The organism is Hyphomonas sp. (assembly GCF_016125515.1).
Lineage (GTDB): Bacteria > Pseudomonadota > Alphaproteobacteria > Caulobacterales > Hyphomonadaceae > Hyphomonas.
In genome coordinates this window covers 180445-196519 of sequence record NZ_WGLO01000003.1, presented here as the reverse complement: position 1 = coordinate 196519, position 16075 = coordinate 180445, and the positions used below count along the sequence as shown (strand labels likewise).

Sequence of the window (16075 nt, the reverse complement as noted above, 5' to 3'; positions counted from 1 at the left end):
CGATGCTTGCCTTGCGGACGGCGCACGCCTGGTCGGGCGCCGTCCTGTCGCTCCTGATCGCCATTCTGGGCGTTTCGGGAACGCTGCTGGTATTCAAGGAAGACTACCTCAGGCTGGTCTTCCCTGAATCCCGCCAGGCCGTGTCCCTTGCGGCCGAAGATCTTGGCCCGGTGCTGAACCGCATCGAGGCGGCGTATGGCGGGGACGGCCTGCGCTACGTCGCGCTCGGCGATACGCAGTTCGGTCTGCACAAGGCCGTGATGCAGGACGACAGCGCCGCCTACATTGACGGCGACGGCAACACGGTCGCGCGCTGGGCCCGCAATGGACGAGTCGAAGACTGGCTGTTCGACCTGCATCACCATCTGCTCGCGGGCGAGGTCGGCGAGGTCGTCGGCGGCGTGGCGGGCGGCGCGGCGGTGCTGATGTCGATCACCGGCCTGATCATCGTCTGGCCCAGCCTGCGCATGTTCCGGTGGCGTGTCTGGCCCCGGACGGGCGCCCGGCGCGACCTGCTGGCCCAGCACCGCGACCTCGGCGTGATCTTTGCCGTGCCGATTCTGCTCATCGCCTTCACGGGCTTTGCCATGGTCTTTTCTGAACCTGTGCGTGCAACCCTGCACACGCTCACGGCCTCCCGGCCCGCCCCCGCACCCGAACGGCTCGAGGCCGGCGCCGGCCCGGCAGACTGGACCACCGCGCTCAAAGCCGCCGAAACCGCCTTTCCAGAGGCCGCCCCACGGCTCGTCAGCCTGCCGGCAAAGCCGGGCGCGCCTGCGTCGCTGCGCCTGCGAAATCCGGAAGAGTGGCACCCGAACGGGCGGACGTATGTGCTGCTGGATCCGGCCACCAGCCTGCCCCTGGCCACGCGTGACGGCCGCGCCATGAACCGCGCCGACCGCCTCTATAACAGCTTTTACCCGCTCCATTCCGCAGGCCTCGGCGGGCGGCTTTATGATGTGTTTACCGCGCTCACAGGGCTGGCCCTGACCCTCCTCGGCCTCGTCGGCACCTGGACCTTCCTGAAACGCCCACCACGCCGCCGCAAGGCGGTCCCGCCCGCCTAAGCTCGCCCGGTTTTCACTTGCAATCGCTGCCCGGCTGGCCCAGCCTTGGGGCCGGAGGCAGGGATGCACGCTGAAACTGACCTTACCGGCAAGCTTCTGATCGCCCTTCCCGGGATCGGCGACAAACGGTTCGAACGCTCCGTGATCCTTCTGTGCGCCCATACGCCGGAGTTCGCGATGGGCATCGTCCTGAACAAGCCGATGGACGGTATCGACCTGCACGACATGCTCGACCAGCTGGGTGTGGAGATGGAAACCTCGATGCGCGGCGTCCCGGTTCTGGAAGGCGGCCCCGTCGCGACGGATCGCGGTTTTGTGCTGCACACGGACGATGTCATCTGCGATGGCACGACAATGGAAGTCGACGGCGATATCTGCATGACCGCCACACGCGACATCCTCGGCATCATCGCATCGGTCGTTCCGCCACGCCAATCGGTGTTCGCGCTCGGCTATGCCGGATGGGGCGCCGGACAGCTGGAAGCCGAACTCGCCGAGAATGCCTGGCTCGTGTGCGAGCCGGATTCCGATCTCGTGTTCGGCGATGCCTTCGATCACAAATGGCGTCATGCCATGACGCGGCTGGGAGTTGACCTGTCCCGGCTGCAAGCCGGTGCGGGCAACGCATGAGACCAACGTCTGCCGTGACCATCCATGATGCGGTTTCACCGCTTGAGGTCAACGCGTTCGGAGGATTGATCTCCGAGTACGTGGCCTGGTGCCGCGAGCGCTACAAGAACGATCCGTGGCTGATCGAGATGGCGTTCAGCTATCAGGGACTGGACGAGGAATTGCTGAAGCTGACCGAGCTTTACGGCCCGCCGAACGGCCGCATGCTGATCGCCGAGGACGCCTACGAAGTCCTTGGCGGCGTTGCCTACAAGCGTGTCGACGCGCGCACCTGCGAAATGAAACGGATGTTCGTACGCACCACAGCGAATGGCCGCGGCCTTGGGCGGATGCTGTGCAAGGCCATCATGCAGGCTGCCGCGAAGGATGGCTTCGACGTGATGCGGCTCGATACGTCGCGGGAGATGGTCGAGGCGATCGGCCTCTACAAGTCGTTCGGGTTCAAGGAGGTCGCGCCCTTCATCGAGTATCCCGAGCGGATGCGGCCGATGATGATTTTCATGGAACGCTCACTCAGCGACATCGGCTGAAGGCGGCGCAACCCGCCGGCCCTGTTTCAGCCTTTGAGGAATTTCAGCGCGGATTTCGCATCAATGCCTTTGGAGAAGGCAAAGCCTTGAGCATTGTCGAACCCGAGGGCACGCAGACGCCCGGCATCTTCGCGTCGTTCCACGCCCTCGGCCGTGGTCGACATGCCAAGGCGCTGGGCGAGCAGCGTGATCGTCGACAGGATCGTGTCGGTACGCGCCTGACCGAGGCGCGCGGTGAGGTCATGGTCGATCTTCAGGCTGTCGAACGGAAGGTCTGCGAGCCAGGCGAAGGAGGAATGCCCCGTGCCGAAATCGTCAAGCACGAGCCCGGCCCCGACCGCCTTCAGCGCCATGGCCGAAGCCAGCGTCTTGGCCTCGTCGCGCAGGGCTGCCTGTTCGGTCAGCTCGATGCGGATCGCGCGCTCCGGCAAATGGTAGCTGGTCGACAGGGCGTCGATCAGCGCGGGGATGGTGCTCTTGGTCAGCTCGCGCGCGGTGAGGTTCACGTGCATGAACAGGTCGTCGCGCTTGGCTTCTCGGCGCAGGTCCGCCAGCGTTTCCGCCGCGCGGATCAGCATGTTGGAAGCGAGCGCCTGGTCTTCCCAGCGGCTGGGCGGCGCGGTCAGGCCCGGCCCGTTCCATCGGGCGAGCGCCTCGAAGCCGACCACACGGCCATCGCGCAGCGAGATGATGGGTTGGTAAACCGGCACAAGATCCGGTCCCGGCTGCAGGTCGACGGGGTCGAATTCGGGAAAATCCTCTCCGGTCAGCAACATACCGCGCGCTTCGGTTTCGCTGATGAAAGCGCCGACGAGGTGGATATCGTGCCCGTTGGAGAGGCGCAGCGGGCAGCGTACAGGGCCGTCGCCGGGCGCAAACACGCGCTTCAGGCGGCCGCGGCTGAGGCCTTCCAACATCTTTTCCAGTGCTTCGATGGACCAGACACCACCCAGTTCGGACAGGCTGGTGCCGCTGGGAGCCTCGATCTCAAGACGCCCCGCTTCGGCGCGCCAATACCAGCTGCCCTGGGCCTGTGCGGGTTTCATGAGAGCCATGGTTAGGAGTCCTAGCGGTCCGGGCGCGGCCTGACGAGACCGAAAAGAACATGATCACGGCGCGCCCCGGCAATTTCCAGATACGCGGCGGCCAACCCTTCTTCAGCAAATCCCGTGCCTTCCAGAACCCGGCGGGAACGCGCATTTTCGGGCACGATTCCCGCTTCGATACGCCAGAGGCCCAGATCGGTGAAGGCCCAGTTGCAGGCGGCGCTGACGGCCTCACGCATGTAGCCTTGCCCTTCGAAGTCCTCGCCCTGCCAGTAACCAAGACTGGCGCTGTCGGCCGGCCAGGGCTTCACCTGTGTGAAGGACAGGCCGCCCACGAGCGCATTGTCGGATATCCGCCGGATGAAGAACACGAACGCGGTACCAGCGCGCCAGGCCTCATTCCAGGCCTTCAGCCGGCGGTTCCAGTCGCGCCGGGACAGCGCATCGCTCGGCCAGAGCGGCTCCCATGGCTCGATATAGGCGCGGCTGGCGGCGCGCAGTTTCGCCCAGTCCTCATAGTCAGACCGGCGGGCCGGCGCGAGAACCAGCCGGGACGAGACGATCAGCGTTTCCGACGGAACGCTACCCATGGCAGATCAGCGCGCAAAGTCGAGCACGCGGGCGCGCACGGCTGCAAAGTCTGACGGGATGCGCTCGAACACTTCCCCGCGGGCCCGCAACGCCGCACTGCGCGTGGGCAGCGGCGCGTCCTGGCCGGTCGCCTCCAGCACGGTTTCGGGGAATTTCGCAGCCGACGCCGTCGCCAGAACCACGGTGACGGCATCCTTCTTCGGCAGCCGCCGCGCCAGCGCCGTGCCCACCGCCGTATGCGGACAGATCAGCCAGCCCGTCTCACCGCGGAAGCGCTCCATCTCGGCCAGTGTGTCGGCATTGTTGATCGTCGCCGCCGACAGGCCAGAGCAGCCGAGTTTTGAGGCCGCGCCATCCGGCAAGGGCGTATCACCCGATTGGGCATAGGCTGCATAGGTCCGGCGCACCGCGTCCGCGTCGCGACCGGTCACTTCGTAGAGGATCCGCTCGAAGTTTGACGGCACCGAGATGTCCATCGCCGGGCTCGGCGTGGCCACGGCCGCCTGGCGGGTCATCCGGCCTGTATTGAACAGACGGGCCAACGCGTCGTTCTCGTTGACGGCGCAGACAGCCTCGAAGCCGCCAGTCAGCAGACCGCAGCGCGCGGCGACATAGCCGGCCAGCGCGTCGCCCATGTTGCCGCTGGGCACGACATAGCGGATCGGCGCACCGCGCAGCTGCGCCTGGCTGGTCGCATAATAGACCGACTGGGCCGCAACCCGCGCCCAGTTGATCGAGTTCACGCCGGACAAGCTGACGGTGCGGGCGAAGTCCTTGTCTGCAAACATCTGCTTCACGATCGCCTGCGCGTCGTCGAAGTCGCGGTCGGTGGCGATGTTAAGGATGTTATCGGCGCCCGTCGTGGTCATGAAAAGGCGCTGCACCGGCGAAACACGGCCCTCGGGATGCAGGATCACCAGGCGGGCCTGTTTGGCCCCGGCAAAGGCCGCCGCCGCCGCGCCGCCGGTATCGCCGGAGGTGGCACAAACGATGGTCAGCTTCGCGCCGGTCTTCGCCAGCAGGTAGTCATACAGCTTCGCGATGAGCTGCATCGCAATGTCCTTGAAGGCCAGCGTCGGGCCGTGATGGAGTTCCATCAACCAGCTGTCCGGGCCCCACTGCGTCAGCGGCGCGACCGACTGGTGCGCGAAGCCGGCATAAGCCTCATCGCAGATTGTGCGGACGTCAGCCGCCGGGATCGCATCACCCGCAAAGGCCGAGAGGATCCGCGCTGCGACGGCGGAATAGGACTCGCCGGGCTGAGCGGGTGCGATCTGCGGCCATTCCTTCGGCACATAGAGCCCGCCATCCGGGGCGAGGCCCGCGAGACAGGCTTCCGCGAATCCGGTTTCCGGCGCTTCGCCGCGTGTGGAGATGTATTTCACGGGTTCCCATTTCCCCTGAAGCGGAGGCGTCCGCGCTGATGATGCAGGGCGAGATACACACCGATCAGGCCGATGGCGAGGCCCCACCAGGTCAAGGCGTAGCCAAAATGGCGCTCTGGCGGCAGCGGATCGTCCAGTTCCGGACGCATGAAGGGGTTTTCCACAGGCTCCGGCAAGGCGCCGTCCGTGCGCAGGATCGTCTCGGGCTCGAAGATGCGTGGGTCGACGTGGGCGGCGAGTTCCGGATCGAGCGTGGCTGACAGGGCCGCCGGATCGAAGGCCTGGAACAGCCCCTTTTCCGGTTCATCCGGCGAGGAGAAGGTGTTGCGATGCTTGCCTTCGTGCCAGATGCCCCGCGCGGAGAAGAATTGCGGCTGGCTGATCACGGATGGTGCGGGCGGCTCCATGCCGTAATGGATCGTCTGCGCGACGAAGGCGGCGGTATCGCCCATGTCGACCAGCACAACATCGCGCCAGGCAGCGCTGCCATCCGTGAGCGAGTAGATCTGGCGCACGGTGCCAGGCATCAGCGCGCCGGAGACGGTGGCCCATTCCGGCTCAGCCGCGAGCATCGCTTTCTTCTCGCCGAACCGGCCCCATTGCCAGTTGCCGAACATGATGAGGATGACGAACGAGACAGCGGTGAACAGGGTCAGCACCGGATAGGGCTTGAAGGTCATGCGTCAGGTCCTTGGCGTGAAGAAAAAAGCCCGCCGGAAGCTGTTCGCACCGGCGGGCTTTCAATGGTGCTTGGCGCTGCAGCCTTACTTGCCCGCCTCGAAGGCGAGGTACGGGGTCACGTAGACGAACGCGAAGAGGAACAGCCACACCACATCGACGAAGTGCCAGTACCAGGCAGCAAATTCGAAGCCGAGGTGCTTCTGCGGGGTCAGGTTGCCAGCGTACATGCGGATCAGGCAGACGGCCAGGAAGATCGTGCCGATGATCACGTGGGCGCCGTGGAAGCCGGTGGCCATGAAGAAGGCCGAGCCATACAGCGTGCCGTCGTACGAGAAGCCGGCATGGCTGTATTCCAGGACCTGCAGCGCGGTGAAACAGAGACCGAGCACGATGGTAACGATCAGGCCGAGTTTCGCGCCTTTCATGTCACCGTGCTGCAGCGCGTGGTGCGACCAGGTCACGGTCGTGCCCGACAGCAGCAGGACGAGCGTGTTCATCAGCGGCAGGTGGAAGGGGTCGAACGTCGTGACGCCGGCGGGCGGGAACTGCTTGAAGCGGTCCAGGCCTTCCTGGAACAGCGGGTTCAGCGAATCCCAGGTGTGGCCGGTGCGGGCATCCCAGAAGATCGAGAATTCGAAGAAGCCCCAGAACCAGGCCACGAAGAACATGACTTCCGAAGCGATGAACAGGATCATGCCATAGCGAAGGCCGATCTGGACCACCGGGGTATGATCGCCCGTGCGGCCTTCCTTGACCACCTGGGCCCACCAGCCGAACATGACCCAAATGACCATCGCGAAGCCGAGGGCCATGATCTCCCAGCTGCCTTTGGGCATGCCGAAGAGACCCTTCATGAAGGTCACAGCGCCAATCGCCAGAGTTACAACCGCCAAGGAGCCGATCAGCGGCCATGGCGACGGGTTTACAAGGTGGTAATCGTGTTTGACTTCGCCGCCGGACATGAGTGTCAAATCCCCTATGGAATCCCTGAACTTTGGGGCTGTTTAACGTGCGCCCCGGCCACGTTGCAACCGATTCAGCCGGGTGCTGCCGAATTCGCCGCACCCTCGCTGTCCGCCTGATTGCGCGGACCTGCGTATTTCGCACTATTGTAGAATGTATAACTGAGTGTGATCGTCTCGAGTTTGTTCGCCACCCGGTCCTCGATCACGTCCGGTGAGATGAAGTACACCACCGGCAGTTTCCGCGTTTCGCCGGGGGCAATCACCCGCTCGGAAAAGCAGAAACACTCCAGCTTGTTGAAGTACGGACCCGCATAGTGGGGCGTCACGTTATAGGCCGCGATGACGCGCACTTCTGCCTGGGTCGGGTTGCTGACCTCGAAGAAGGCGAGCCCGTGCTGGCCGATTTTGACCGTTTCGGTGGTCTGCAGCGGCCGGAAGATGAGCGGCGCGTCGGCCACATTGGCGTCGAAACGGACCTCGATGGTCCGGTCGAGGATCGTGGCCGGGCCTTTGGTGGCGATGCGTGTGGTGCCGCCGAAACCGGTGACCTGGCAGAAGGTCTTGTAGAGCGGCTCCGACGCGAAGGCGAGGCCGAGCATGCCCAGCACACCGGCGGTCGCGATCGTGGCAATGGTACGGTTCGACAGGGCCATCACATGCGCCCCGCAATACCGGTGCCGGTGGTGAGGCGGATCACTGTGACCACCATCACCAGCACAACAAAGGCGCCGAGCGCCAGGCCAAGCCAGAGATTGCGCCGCTTACGGGCCTTCAGGGCCTCAGCGTCCGGCTGGGGAACGGGGTCAGGGGTCGGCGCGTCGGCCATCTCAGCCCCCCATCAGCGGAAAGTGCAGGCCGGCGCCGTGCTCGACCATCACCGCCGCGAACAGCGCGAACAGGTAGAAGATCGAGAACACGAACGTCGTCTTGGCGAGTTTCATGTCGGCGCCCTGCGCTTCGGCATCGCCGGCAGTCGACCGTACGAGGCGCACCGCATAGGCGAGGAAAGCCGCGCCGAGGCCGAGGGCCACCGCGCCATAGATCCAACCGCCCAGGCCGGTCGCAACCGGCAGCAGCGAAACCGGCACAAGCAGCAGCGTGTAGAGCAGGATCTGCGTGCGGGTGGCCTTGGCGCCATGGGTCACCGGCAGCATCGGCACGGACACCTTTGCGTATTCCTTGTGGGCCAGCAGCGACAGCGCCCAGAAGTGCGGCGGTGTCCAGAAGAAGATGATGGCGAACAGGATCCAGGCATCCACCGGCATGTTTCCGGTCACGGCAGCCCAGCCAATCACCGGCGGAAACGCCCCCGCTCCGCCGCCGATCACGATATTCTGCGGCGTCGCCCGCTTCAGCCACATCGTGTAGATCACGCCATAATAGAAGATCGAGAAAGCCAGCAGGCCGGCCGCGAGCCAGTTCGAGGCGAGCCACATCAGCATCACCGACACGCCGGACATGATCAGGCCGAGGGCGAGCGCTTCATCGCGCGGCACCGCGCCGGACGGGATCGGGCGCGTCGAAGTGCGGGTCATGATCGCGTCGATATCGGAATCGTACCACATGTTGATCGCGCCGGCCGCGCCGGAGCCGAGCGCAACAGCCAACGTGGCAATGGCGGCCATCACGGGGTGCATGTGGACGCCGGTCATGCCGGACGCTGCGATCAGTCCGGCAAGACCTGTGAACACCACCAGCATCATGATGCGGGGCTTCATCAGGTTCAGATAGTCCGCGGCGCTGGCATAGCGCTTCTGGGGTATGGCGGCGAGCTCGGTCATGGCGTCGTCCTGTGTTTCCTAGACGAAGCGGCCCGCACGCTGTGCACGTGTGGGCCGCCCCGGAGTTCAGTTCTGTACCGGCCCGGAGCGGCGGGCCGAGGGCGGGATCAGTGACCGCCCTTGGTGTTGACCACCGGCAGCTCGTTGTACTGGTGGAACGGCGGCGGCGAGGGCAGCGTCCACTCGAGCGTCGTGGCACCTTCGCCCCACGGATTGCCATGGCCCTGGGCGTCCACGGTGGCCTTGCGGCGGCGGACAGCAGCTTCGATGATCGACAGGAAGAAGATCAGCGTGGCGACGAGCGTGATGGCGTAGCCGATCGACGAGACATAGTGCCAGGTCGAGAAGCCTTCGTTGTAGTCGATATAGCGGCGCGGCATGCCCTGCAGGCCGAGGAAGTGCTGCGGGAAGAACAGGACGTTCGAACCAACGAACATCAGCCAGAAGTGCAGGCCAGCGAGGAAGCCGTTGTACTTCACGCCAAACATCTTCTCGAACCAGTAGTACCAGCCCGCGAAGAGGCCGAACACGGCGCCCAGCGACAGCACGTAATGAAAGTGCGCCACGACGTAATAGGTGTCGTGCAGAGAGTGGTCGATGCCGGCATTGGCCAGCACGACGCCGGTAACGCCGCCAACGGTGAACAGGAAGATGAAGCCGATGGCCCAGAGCATGGGCACCTTGAACTCGATCGAGCCGCCCCACATCGTGGCAATCCAGGAGAAGATCTTGATACCGGTCGGCACCGCGATGACCATGGTGGCCGCCACGAAGTAGGCCTTCAGGTCAACGTTCATACCGACAGTGTACATGTGGTGCGCCCACACGACAAAGCCGATGACGCCGATCGACACCATGGCATAGGCCATGCCGAGATAGCCGAAGATCGGCTTCTTCGAGAAGGTGGAGACGATATGGCTGACGATGCCGAAGGCCGGCAGGATCATGATGTACACTTCGGGGTGGCCGAAGAACCAGAACAGGTGCTGGAACATGACCGGGTCGCCGCCGCCATTGGCGATGAAGAACTGCGAGCCGAAGTTACGGTCGGTCAGCAGCATGGTCAGCGCGCCGGCGAGCACCGGCAGGGCGAGCAGCAGCAGGACCGCGGTGACCAGGATCGACCAGGCGAACAGCGGCATCTTGTGCATGGTCATTCCAGGCGCGCGCATGTTCAGGATGGTGACGATGAAGTTGATGGCGCCGAGGATCGACGCGATACCGGCCGTGTGCAGCGACAGGATCAGCAGGTCCATCGCCGGGCCGGGGTGACCGGACGCCGACGACAGCGGCGGATACAGCGTCCAGCCGCCGCCGAACCCGTTGCCGCCCGGACCACCCGGAACGACCATGGAAATACTGGCAAGGATGAACGCACCGACCGTCAGCCAGAACGAGATGTTGTTCATACGCGGGAAAGCCATGTCCGGCGCGCCGATCATCAGCGGTACGAACCAGTTGCCGAACCCGCCGATCAGCGCCGGCATCACCATGAAGAAGATCATGATGAGGCCGTGATAGCTGATCACGACGTTGTAGAAGTGCTTCGCGTGGGTGATCGCTTCATCGCCGGTGAGGCCGAAGAAGTTGGTCTGGATCCAGAGCATCGGGCCAATGCCCGGCTCGGCCAGTTCCCAGCGGATCAGGCCGGACAGCGAATAGCCGACAATGCCGGCGATCAGCGCGAACACGAGATAGAGTGTCCCGATGTCCTTGTGGTTGGTCGAGAAGAACCAGCGGGTCACAAAGCCGGGCTTGTGATCGTGCGCGTCGTGGCCGTGATCGAGGGCGATTTCATCCATGGGCATCGGTCGTACTCTTCTTGAAATCAGTTGGTGGACGCGAGTTGGGTCTCGGACTCGAGCGCGGCGATTGTGGTGATCGACGCAGCCGCGCCGTCAAAGTCGCCGGCCTTCATCAGTTCGGCCCAGCGGTCATACTGCGCTTGCGGAACCACGCGCACTTCGATCGGCATGTAGGCGTGGTCGATGCCGCAAAGCTCGGAACACTGACCGTAATAGATGCCCGGCTCTTCAACCAGGAACCAGCCTTCGTTGAGGCGGCCGGGAACGGCGTCCGTCTTCACGGCAAACGCCGGGATCGTGAACGAGTGGATCACGTCAGCAGCGGCAGTGTAGTAACGGATGTAACGGCCCGCCGGAATGACCATCGGATAGTCGACGGCGAGGTTCGTCGGCTGCGTGTCGAAATCGGTCCGGCCCGTCAGCGACTCGTAGTTTTCCTTGTCGGTCGGACGGCCCTTGTGGATGCCGTTCGAGACGAACTCGACGGCTGCGCCTGTTTCATCGACCAGGTCAGGATAGGTATAGGTCCAGTTCCACTGGTTGCCCTGGATCTTGACGTTCACGAAGCCCTTCTCAGCCGCATCGGGGAAGTAGTTCTTCGTGTAGGCCAGATGCTGGGCCGTTTTGCCGTTGGCCAGAAGCGATTTCGAGGTCGCGGCGATCTCGCCGAGGTTCGGCGTGACGTTCTGGTAGAACAGGTTCGGGAAGGACAGGCTGGCGATACCAACCAGGATCAGCGCCGGCACGACGGTCCAGATCACTTCCACCGTGGTGTTGTGGCTGAACTTGCGGGGCGTCTTGTTGGCGGCCCGGCTGTACCGGACCATGACCCAGATCAGCAGCACGGTAACGAGGACGGTGATCAGGGCGATGATCCACAGCAGGACGTTGTGGAACTCGTGCACACGTTCCGCAATGCGGGTCGCAGCAGGCTGGAAGTTGATCGCGCCGTCTTCCGGGAGAGCCGCCAGTGCTGGTGCGGCAAACAACATGGCAGACAGGGCGGCAAGCAGATGTCGCACGATGAAAAACCTCTAATTCGGTTCGGATTCGGGAAGTACCTATACCAGCCGCGTTCCGAACCCCAGCTTTTTCAGCGTTCAAAATTGTCGCAGCGCATCGCCGCAGAGGGGAAATCGTGATAGATCAGGCGGACAAAATCAAAGGGAGTTGACCATGTTTCGAGCCCTCATTCTCGCTGCCGGCGTGCTCGCGGCCGCCCCGTTCGCCCAAGCGCAGGTCACGGTCATCGGCGGCGGCATCGCCCGGGACTGCTACGAAGCTGTGAAATTCGGCCTCGGCCGGGCCGCCGATGCGGAAGAAACCTGCACCCGCGCCATCGAACTGGAAGCCCTGAATCTGACCAACAAGGCCGCCACCTACACCAATCGCGGCGTGCTGCGGATGCGTCAGGGCCGGTATGATTCGGCCCTGGAGGACTATGCCATCGCCAAGCGGATGAAGCCGGGCCAGGGCGCCACCTGGCTGAACGAGGGCGCCGCCTACATCTTCAAGAAGGACTATGAGTCGGCCTTGGTCTCGCTCGACAAGGCGATCGAGCTCAATTCCGAGGACCTTTATGCCGCCTATTACAACCGGGCGATTGCCCGGGAACATACCGGCGACACCGAAGGGGCCTATTATGACTTCGTGAAGTCCAGGGAACTGAACCCGGACTTCCCGCAGACCGAACGCCAGCTGGCCCGGTTCACGGTCACCACGAATTGACAGGGGGGCGCTTGCCCCGGGGCGCGGGCCACCGCATCTTCGGGGCATGACTGATACACCCCTGCCCTTCGCGGCCTCCGACGCCCTGCCTATCCTCGCCGACGCCGCCCGCGGCGCGGACGATGCTGACCTCTATATCGAGCGCTCGCGGTCCGAGAGTTTCGTCTTCGATGACGGCCGGCTCAAATCGGCCGCCTATGACACGGACCAGGGCTTCGGCCTGCGCGTGGTCGCGGGCGAGTCGCAAGGCGCCGGCTATGCCTCGCAACTGACCCTCGACGCCATCCGCCGCGCCGCCGGCACCGCCGCGCAGGCCAAGCGCGGGCATTCCGGCAAGCTGGCCGCAGGCCCCCAGCCGACCAACCGTCGCCTCTACCAGCCCATCGACCCGACGCTGAGCCCTGCCTTCACTGACAAGACCAGCCTCCTGGCCGAGATCGACGCCTTTGCCCGCGCGCTCGATCCCCGCGTGGTGCAGGTCTCTGTGTCGCTGTCGGGCAGCCACAAGGAAGTCGACATCCTTCGCCCCGACGGCGCCCATTTCCACGACATCCGACCGCTTGTCCGCCTGAACGTGTCGGTCACGCTGGAGGCCAATGGCCGACGCGAGTCGGCCGGCGCCGGTGCCGGTGGGCGCGCCGCCTATGACGAATGGATCGAACCCTCGCGCTGGCAGGCGATGGTTCGCCGCGCAATCCAGAAAGCGGATGTAAACCTCCAGTCCATCCCCGCCCCCGCTGGCGAGATGGAAGTCGTGCTCGGCCCCGGCTGGCCGGCCGTACTGCTGCACGAAGCAGTCGGACACGGCCTCGAAGGCGACTTCAACCGCAAGGGTACCAGCGTCTATGCGGGCCGTATCGGCGAGCAGGTGGCCGCCAAGGGTGTCACCGTTATCGATGACGGCTCCATCGAGGCCCGTCGCGGCTCGCTCTCGTTCGACGACGAAGGGACGCCAACCCAGCGCACCGTTCTGATCGAGGACGGCATCCTGAAGGGCTACATGCAGGACCGGATGAACGCGCGCCTGATGGGCATGGCGCCGACCGGCAATGGCCGCCGGGAAAGCTACGAGTCCCAGACGCTGCCCCGCATGACCAACACGGTCATGCTCGGCGGCGACAGGGATCCGCAGGAAATCGTCGCCTCGATCAAGCGCGGCCTGTGGGCCGTCGATTTCGGCGGCGGACAGGTCGACATCACCTCCGGCAATTTCGTGTTCCAATGCACCGAGGCCTACCTGGTCGAGAACGGCAAGGTCGTCGCGCCGGTGAAGAATGCCACGCTGATCGGACACGGGCCCACAGCGCTTTCAGATGTCACGATGATCGGCAACGATTTTGCCATGGATGACGGCGTGGGCGTTTGCGGCAAGGCCGGCCAATCCGTGCCCGTCGGCGTCGGCCAACCTACATTGAAAGTCGGCGCCCTCACTGTCGGCGGCGCAGGCTAAACTTCAGGAGATCCCCATGAAAATCCCATCCATCGTCGCCGCGATATTCGCGCTCGGGGGCGCAGGCCACGCCGCGGCGCAGGACGTGTCCGTGCAGACCGCCTACGCGCAGGCGCAATCCGGTGGCGTGCTGATCGTCGATGTACGCCGCGCCGAGGAATGGGCGCAGACCGGTGTTGCCCCGGGCGCCGCTCGCATCACCCTTCAGGATGCGGACTTTCTGGACCAGCTCGCTGTCGCCACCGGCGGCGACAAGGACAAGGCCGTCGCCTTCATCTGCCGCTCCGGCAACCGCTCGGGCCAGGCCGCCGACAAGGCCCGCGCCGCCGGATATACCAACGTCTACAACGTCAAAGGCGGCATGAGCATGTCCGGCGGCTGGATCGACGCGGGCCTGCCGGTCGATCCCGTTCGCTGAACCGGCAGATCAGCCCGCCTGCTGGGCTGCCGCCTCGGCTTCGAGGGCCGACTTGCTGGCAAGACGCCCGGCCTTGCCGTGCCCGAGATACTTCAGCAGGAAGCTGCCGAGGCCGAGCAGCACGCCAAGGATGATCGCGACAACGCCAAGGCTCCAGAACACGCCTGTATAAGTCTCCAGCGCCTTGCCCGGATCAAGCACCTGGCCAGCCACCGTATCGCTGGCCGTGAACTGCGCGATGATGCCTGCCACGTATTGTGCGAAGGCGGATGACAGGAACCAGCCCGCCATCATGAAGCTGACCACGGCCGCCGGCGAGAGTTTGGTCACCATCGAAAGACCGACGGGCGACAGGCACAGCTCACCGGTTGTGTGCAGCAGGTAGGCAAGCACCAGGAACATCAGCGGCACGCGGTAGCTTTCGTCCGCGAACTGCGCGCCCCAGACGAGCACCCAGAAACCGAGACCAACCTGTACCAGCGCGAGGCCGAACTTCAGCGCCGTATTGGGATCATGCTTGCGCGTGCCCAGCCAAGCCCAGAGCGCGGCAAAGACCGGCGCGAACAGGAGGATGAAGCCGGAGTTGAAGCTTTGCGTCTGCGCGGCCGTCACCGTCATGAAGCCGTCATTCGGCAGCTGCGTGTTGCGTTCTGCAAACTGGTTCAGCGAGGAGCCGCCCTGCTCGAACAGCGACCAGAACACAACCGACATGAAGATCAGGAACAGCGCAAGGATGAGCTCCTGGCTCTCCCGCCATGTACATTTGGTGATCATGTAGAAAATGATGTAGCCGCCAAAGAGAACGAGGCCACTCATCAGTGTAAGGAAGGTGAACTGCGGCGTCTGCAGCAGGTACCAGACTACAGCGACGCCCGGGATAGCCAGCAGGTAGAGCATATTCTCCAGGCTGATTGGCCCCAGCACTTTTTTGGCAAGCTGCTCCGGATTCGGCGGGGCACCTACCGAGTCGGGCAGTTGGGGCTCGCCCACGGTCCAGAAGGCCAGCCGCCGGCGCGTGAAGACCAGCCAGCCGAACGCCATGCCGATCGCGGCGAGGCCGAAGCCGGCCCACCAGCCGACCTGCTGGCCCAGATAGCCGCACAGGATCGACGCCCAGAAAGCGCCGAGGTTGATGCCGTAATAGTAGAGTGTGAAGCCGCCGTCGCGGCGCGGATCGTTCTCTTCATAGAGCTGGCCGACGATCGAGGAAATGTTGGCCTTCAGGTAGCCGACGCCCATCACGATCAGGGCCAGCGCCAGGAACAGGATGTTCGTGAACAGAGGATTCCGTGCCGGCTCGGACAGGGTTTCCATGACGTTCGGTACGACTTCCGGCATCGGGCTGCCTTCCTCAAGGCCGGTGAAAGCGATGCCGCCATCCGGCGTGACGTTGGCCGAACATTCGCCTTCGGCCGCCACCGCGCCGAACAGGCAGCGCTGTGTTCCGGTCTCGACGAACACCTGACGATTGCCGCCGCGGCCTTCGACCGCAAGATTGTACTCGACGCCATCGACCTTCATGGTCTGGGTGGCCTGCGGCCCGTGCATGCCCATCGTCAGGTGGCCCGCGACCAGCAGCAATGCGCCGAATGCGATGGCCTTGCGGCTGCCGAGGTATTTGTCCGCGAGGAAGCCGCCGAGGAGCGGCAGCAGGTAGACCAGAGCCGTATAGGAGCCGTACTGGCCCTGCGCCGTGCGGTCGTCGAACAGGAAGTGCTGGGTCAGGTAAAAGATCAGCAGGCCGCGCATGCCGTAGTAGGAGAAGCGCTCCCACATCTCGGCGAAGAACAGGATATGCAGCCCCTTGGGATGCTGCCTCATCTGGGTGAACACCGGTATGCAGGTGGCCAAGGTGATGATGATGCCCAGAATGATGACCAGCATGTATGGCTCCCCAGCACATAAAAAAGCGGCATGCCCCAAAGGCAGCCGTTCTGTGACTGAGGTTTGACCATGCTCCGCCGGGTCGCTCAAGGCCCATAATGCCGTTGCGCAGGA

General features: G+C 64.2%; 17 protein-coding genes. 6 read left to right on the top strand and 11 right to left on the bottom strand.

The annotated features are described in order from the left end of the window. Window positions 1-2: 2 nt before the first annotated feature. From GC148_RS04200 to GC148_RS04190, 3 genes are all read left to right on the top strand, one after another. Entirely contained in the window at window positions 3-1067 is a 1065-nt protein-coding gene (locus GC148_RS04200) for a PepSY-associated TM helix domain-containing protein (RefSeq protein ID WP_291068961.1), read from the top strand. Between the two features lie 63 nt (window positions 1068-1130). Then, the gene (locus GC148_RS04195; protein WP_291068959.1) at window positions 1131-1697 is read left to right on the top strand and encodes a YqgE/AlgH family protein; all 567 of its coding nucleotides are present in this window, start codon (window positions 1131-1133) and stop codon (window positions 1695-1697) included. Continuing rightward, complete coding sequence (locus tag GC148_RS04190) at window positions 1694-2227, top strand: GNAT family N-acetyltransferase (protein ID WP_291068957.1); 534 nt, start codon at window positions 1694-1696, stop codon at window positions 2225-2227. The genes GC148_RS04195 and GC148_RS04190 overlap by 4 nt, the downstream gene beginning before the upstream one ends. 26 nt (window positions 2228-2253) lie before the next feature. Here GC148_RS04190 and GC148_RS04185 read toward each other — a convergent pair whose 3' ends face one another. The 10 genes from GC148_RS04185 to coxB form a co-directional block, all read right to left on the bottom strand. Further along, window positions 2254-3282, bottom strand: coding sequence for an EAL domain-containing protein (locus GC148_RS04185; protein WP_291068955.1), 1029 nt, complete (start codon window positions 3280-3282; stop codon window positions 2254-2256). An 11-nt stretch (window positions 3283-3293) separates the two neighbouring features. After that, window positions 3294-3863 (bottom strand): GNAT family protein, encoded by a 570-nt coding sequence (locus GC148_RS04180; protein WP_291068953.1) that lies wholly within the window; start codon window positions 3861-3863, stop codon window positions 3294-3296. Window positions 3864-3869: 6 nt separating this feature from the next. Beyond that, window positions 3870-5249, bottom strand: coding sequence for a threonine synthase (gene thrC / locus GC148_RS04175; protein WP_291068951.1), 1380 nt, complete (start codon window positions 5247-5249; stop codon window positions 3870-3872). Then, window positions 5246-5929, bottom strand: coding sequence for an SURF1 family cytochrome oxidase biogenesis protein (locus tag GC148_RS04170; protein ID WP_291068949.1), 684 nt, complete (start codon window positions 5927-5929; stop codon window positions 5246-5248). Before GC148_RS04170 ends, thrC begins: the two co-directional genes overlap by 4 nt. 84 nt (window positions 5930-6013) lie before the next feature. Further along, window positions 6014-6892, bottom strand: a complete 879-nt coding sequence (locus GC148_RS04165) for a cytochrome c oxidase subunit 3 (protein WP_291068947.1) — start codon at window positions 6890-6892, stop codon at window positions 6014-6016. Window positions 6893-6966: 74 nt separating this feature from the next. Next, window positions 6967-7548 carry a cytochrome c oxidase assembly protein gene (locus tag GC148_RS04160; protein WP_291068945.1) on the bottom strand — a complete coding sequence of 194 codons (582 nt, stop codon included), beginning with the start codon at window positions 7546-7548 and terminating at the stop codon, window positions 6967-6969. Beyond that, window positions 7548-7721 (bottom strand): hypothetical protein, encoded by a 174-nt coding sequence (locus GC148_RS04155; protein ID WP_291068943.1) that lies wholly within the window; start codon window positions 7719-7721, stop codon window positions 7548-7550. The genes GC148_RS04160 and GC148_RS04155 overlap by 1 nt, the downstream gene beginning before the upstream one ends. A gap of 1 nt (window position 7722) precedes the next feature. Next, window positions 7723-8676, bottom strand: a complete 954-nt coding sequence (locus GC148_RS04150; RefSeq protein WP_291068941.1) for a heme o synthase — start codon at window positions 8674-8676, stop codon at window positions 7723-7725. 107 nt (window positions 8677-8783) lie between these two features. Further along, the gene (gene ctaD, locus GC148_RS04145; RefSeq protein ID WP_366063074.1) at window positions 8784-10484 is read right to left on the bottom strand and encodes a cytochrome c oxidase subunit I; all 1701 of its coding nucleotides are present in this window, start codon (window positions 10482-10484) and stop codon (window positions 8784-8786) included. Between the two features lie 20 nt (window positions 10485-10504). Continuing rightward, window positions 10505-11503 (bottom strand): cytochrome c oxidase subunit II, encoded by a 999-nt coding sequence (gene coxB, locus GC148_RS04140; protein ID WP_291068938.1) that lies wholly within the window; start codon window positions 11501-11503, stop codon window positions 10505-10507. 154 nt (window positions 11504-11657) lie between these two features. Here coxB and GC148_RS04135 point away from each other — a divergent pair, with 154 nt between their 5' ends. Genes GC148_RS04135 through GC148_RS04125 form a run of 3 tightly spaced genes read left to right on the top strand, consistent with a single transcriptional unit; the run spans window position 11658 to window position 14077 of the window. Next, on the top strand, window positions 11658-12209 hold the full coding sequence (locus GC148_RS04135; protein WP_291068936.1) for a tetratricopeptide repeat protein: 552 nt from the start codon (window positions 11658-11660) through the stop codon (window positions 12207-12209). A 46-nt stretch (window positions 12210-12255) separates the two neighbouring features. Next, complete coding sequence (gene tldD, locus GC148_RS04130) at window positions 12256-13659, top strand: metalloprotease TldD (protein WP_291068934.1); 1404 nt, start codon at window positions 12256-12258, stop codon at window positions 13657-13659. Window positions 13660-13675: 16 nt separating this feature from the next. Then, complete coding sequence (locus GC148_RS04125; RefSeq protein ID WP_291068932.1) at window positions 13676-14077, top strand: rhodanese-like domain-containing protein; 402 nt, start codon at window positions 13676-13678, stop codon at window positions 14075-14077. A gap of 9 nt (window positions 14078-14086) precedes the next feature. On the opposite strand, the gene GC148_RS04120 is transcribed toward GC148_RS04125, so the two are convergent. After that, complete coding sequence (locus tag GC148_RS04120; protein ID WP_291068931.1) at window positions 14087-15961, bottom strand: oligopeptide:H+ symporter; 1875 nt, start codon at window positions 15959-15961, stop codon at window positions 14087-14089. Window positions 15962-16075: the final 114 nt, after the last annotated feature.

Bases quoted from the DNA above. Each gene is read 5' to 3' on its own strand.
- GC148_RS04200 (WP_291068961.1), top strand. From the start codon at position 3: ATGCTTGCCTTGCGGACGGCGCACGCCTGGTCGGGCGCCGTCCTGTCG.
- GC148_RS04195 (WP_291068959.1), top strand. From the start codon at position 1,131: ATGCACGCTGAAACTGACCTTACCGGCAAGCTTCTGATCGCCCTTCCC.
- GC148_RS04190 (WP_291068957.1), top strand. From the start codon at position 1,694: ATGAGACCAACGTCTGCCGTGACCATCCATGATGCGGTTTCACCGCTT.
- GC148_RS04185 (WP_291068955.1), bottom strand. From the start codon at position 3,282: ATGGCTCTCATGAAACCCGCACAGGCCCAGGGCAGCTGGTATTGGCGC.
- GC148_RS04180 (WP_291068953.1), bottom strand. From the start codon at position 3,863: ATGGGTAGCGTTCCGTCGGAAACGCTGATCGTCTCGTCCCGGCTGGTT.
- GC148_RS04170 (WP_291068949.1), bottom strand. From the start codon at position 5,929: ATGACCTTCAAGCCCTATCCGGTGCTGACCCTGTTCACCGCTGTCTCG.
- GC148_RS04165 (WP_291068947.1), bottom strand. From the start codon at position 6,892: ATGTCCGGCGGCGAAGTCAAACACGATTACCACCTTGTAAACCCGTCG.
- GC148_RS04160 (WP_291068945.1), bottom strand. From the start codon at position 7,548: ATGGCCCTGTCGAACCGTACCATTGCCACGATCGCGACCGCCGGTGTG.
- GC148_RS04155 (WP_291068943.1), bottom strand. From the start codon at position 7,721: ATGGCCGACGCGCCGACCCCTGACCCCGTTCCCCAGCCGGACGCTGAG.
- GC148_RS04150 (WP_291068941.1), bottom strand. From the start codon at position 8,676: ATGACCGAGCTCGCCGCCATACCCCAGAAGCGCTATGCCAGCGCCGCG.
- ctaD (WP_366063074.1), bottom strand. From the start codon at position 10,484: ATGCCCATGGATGAAATCGCCCTCGATCACGGCCACGACGCGCACGAT.
- GC148_RS04135 (WP_291068936.1), top strand. From the start codon at position 11,658: ATGTTTCGAGCCCTCATTCTCGCTGCCGGCGTGCTCGCGGCCGCCCCG.
- tldD (WP_291068934.1), top strand. From the start codon at position 12,256: ATGACTGATACACCCCTGCCCTTCGCGGCCTCCGACGCCCTGCCTATC.
- GC148_RS04125 (WP_291068932.1), top strand. From the start codon at position 13,676: ATGAAAATCCCATCCATCGTCGCCGCGATATTCGCGCTCGGGGGCGCA.
- GC148_RS04120 (WP_291068931.1), bottom strand. From the start codon at position 15,961: ATGCTGGTCATCATTCTGGGCATCATCATCACCTTGGCCACCTGCATA.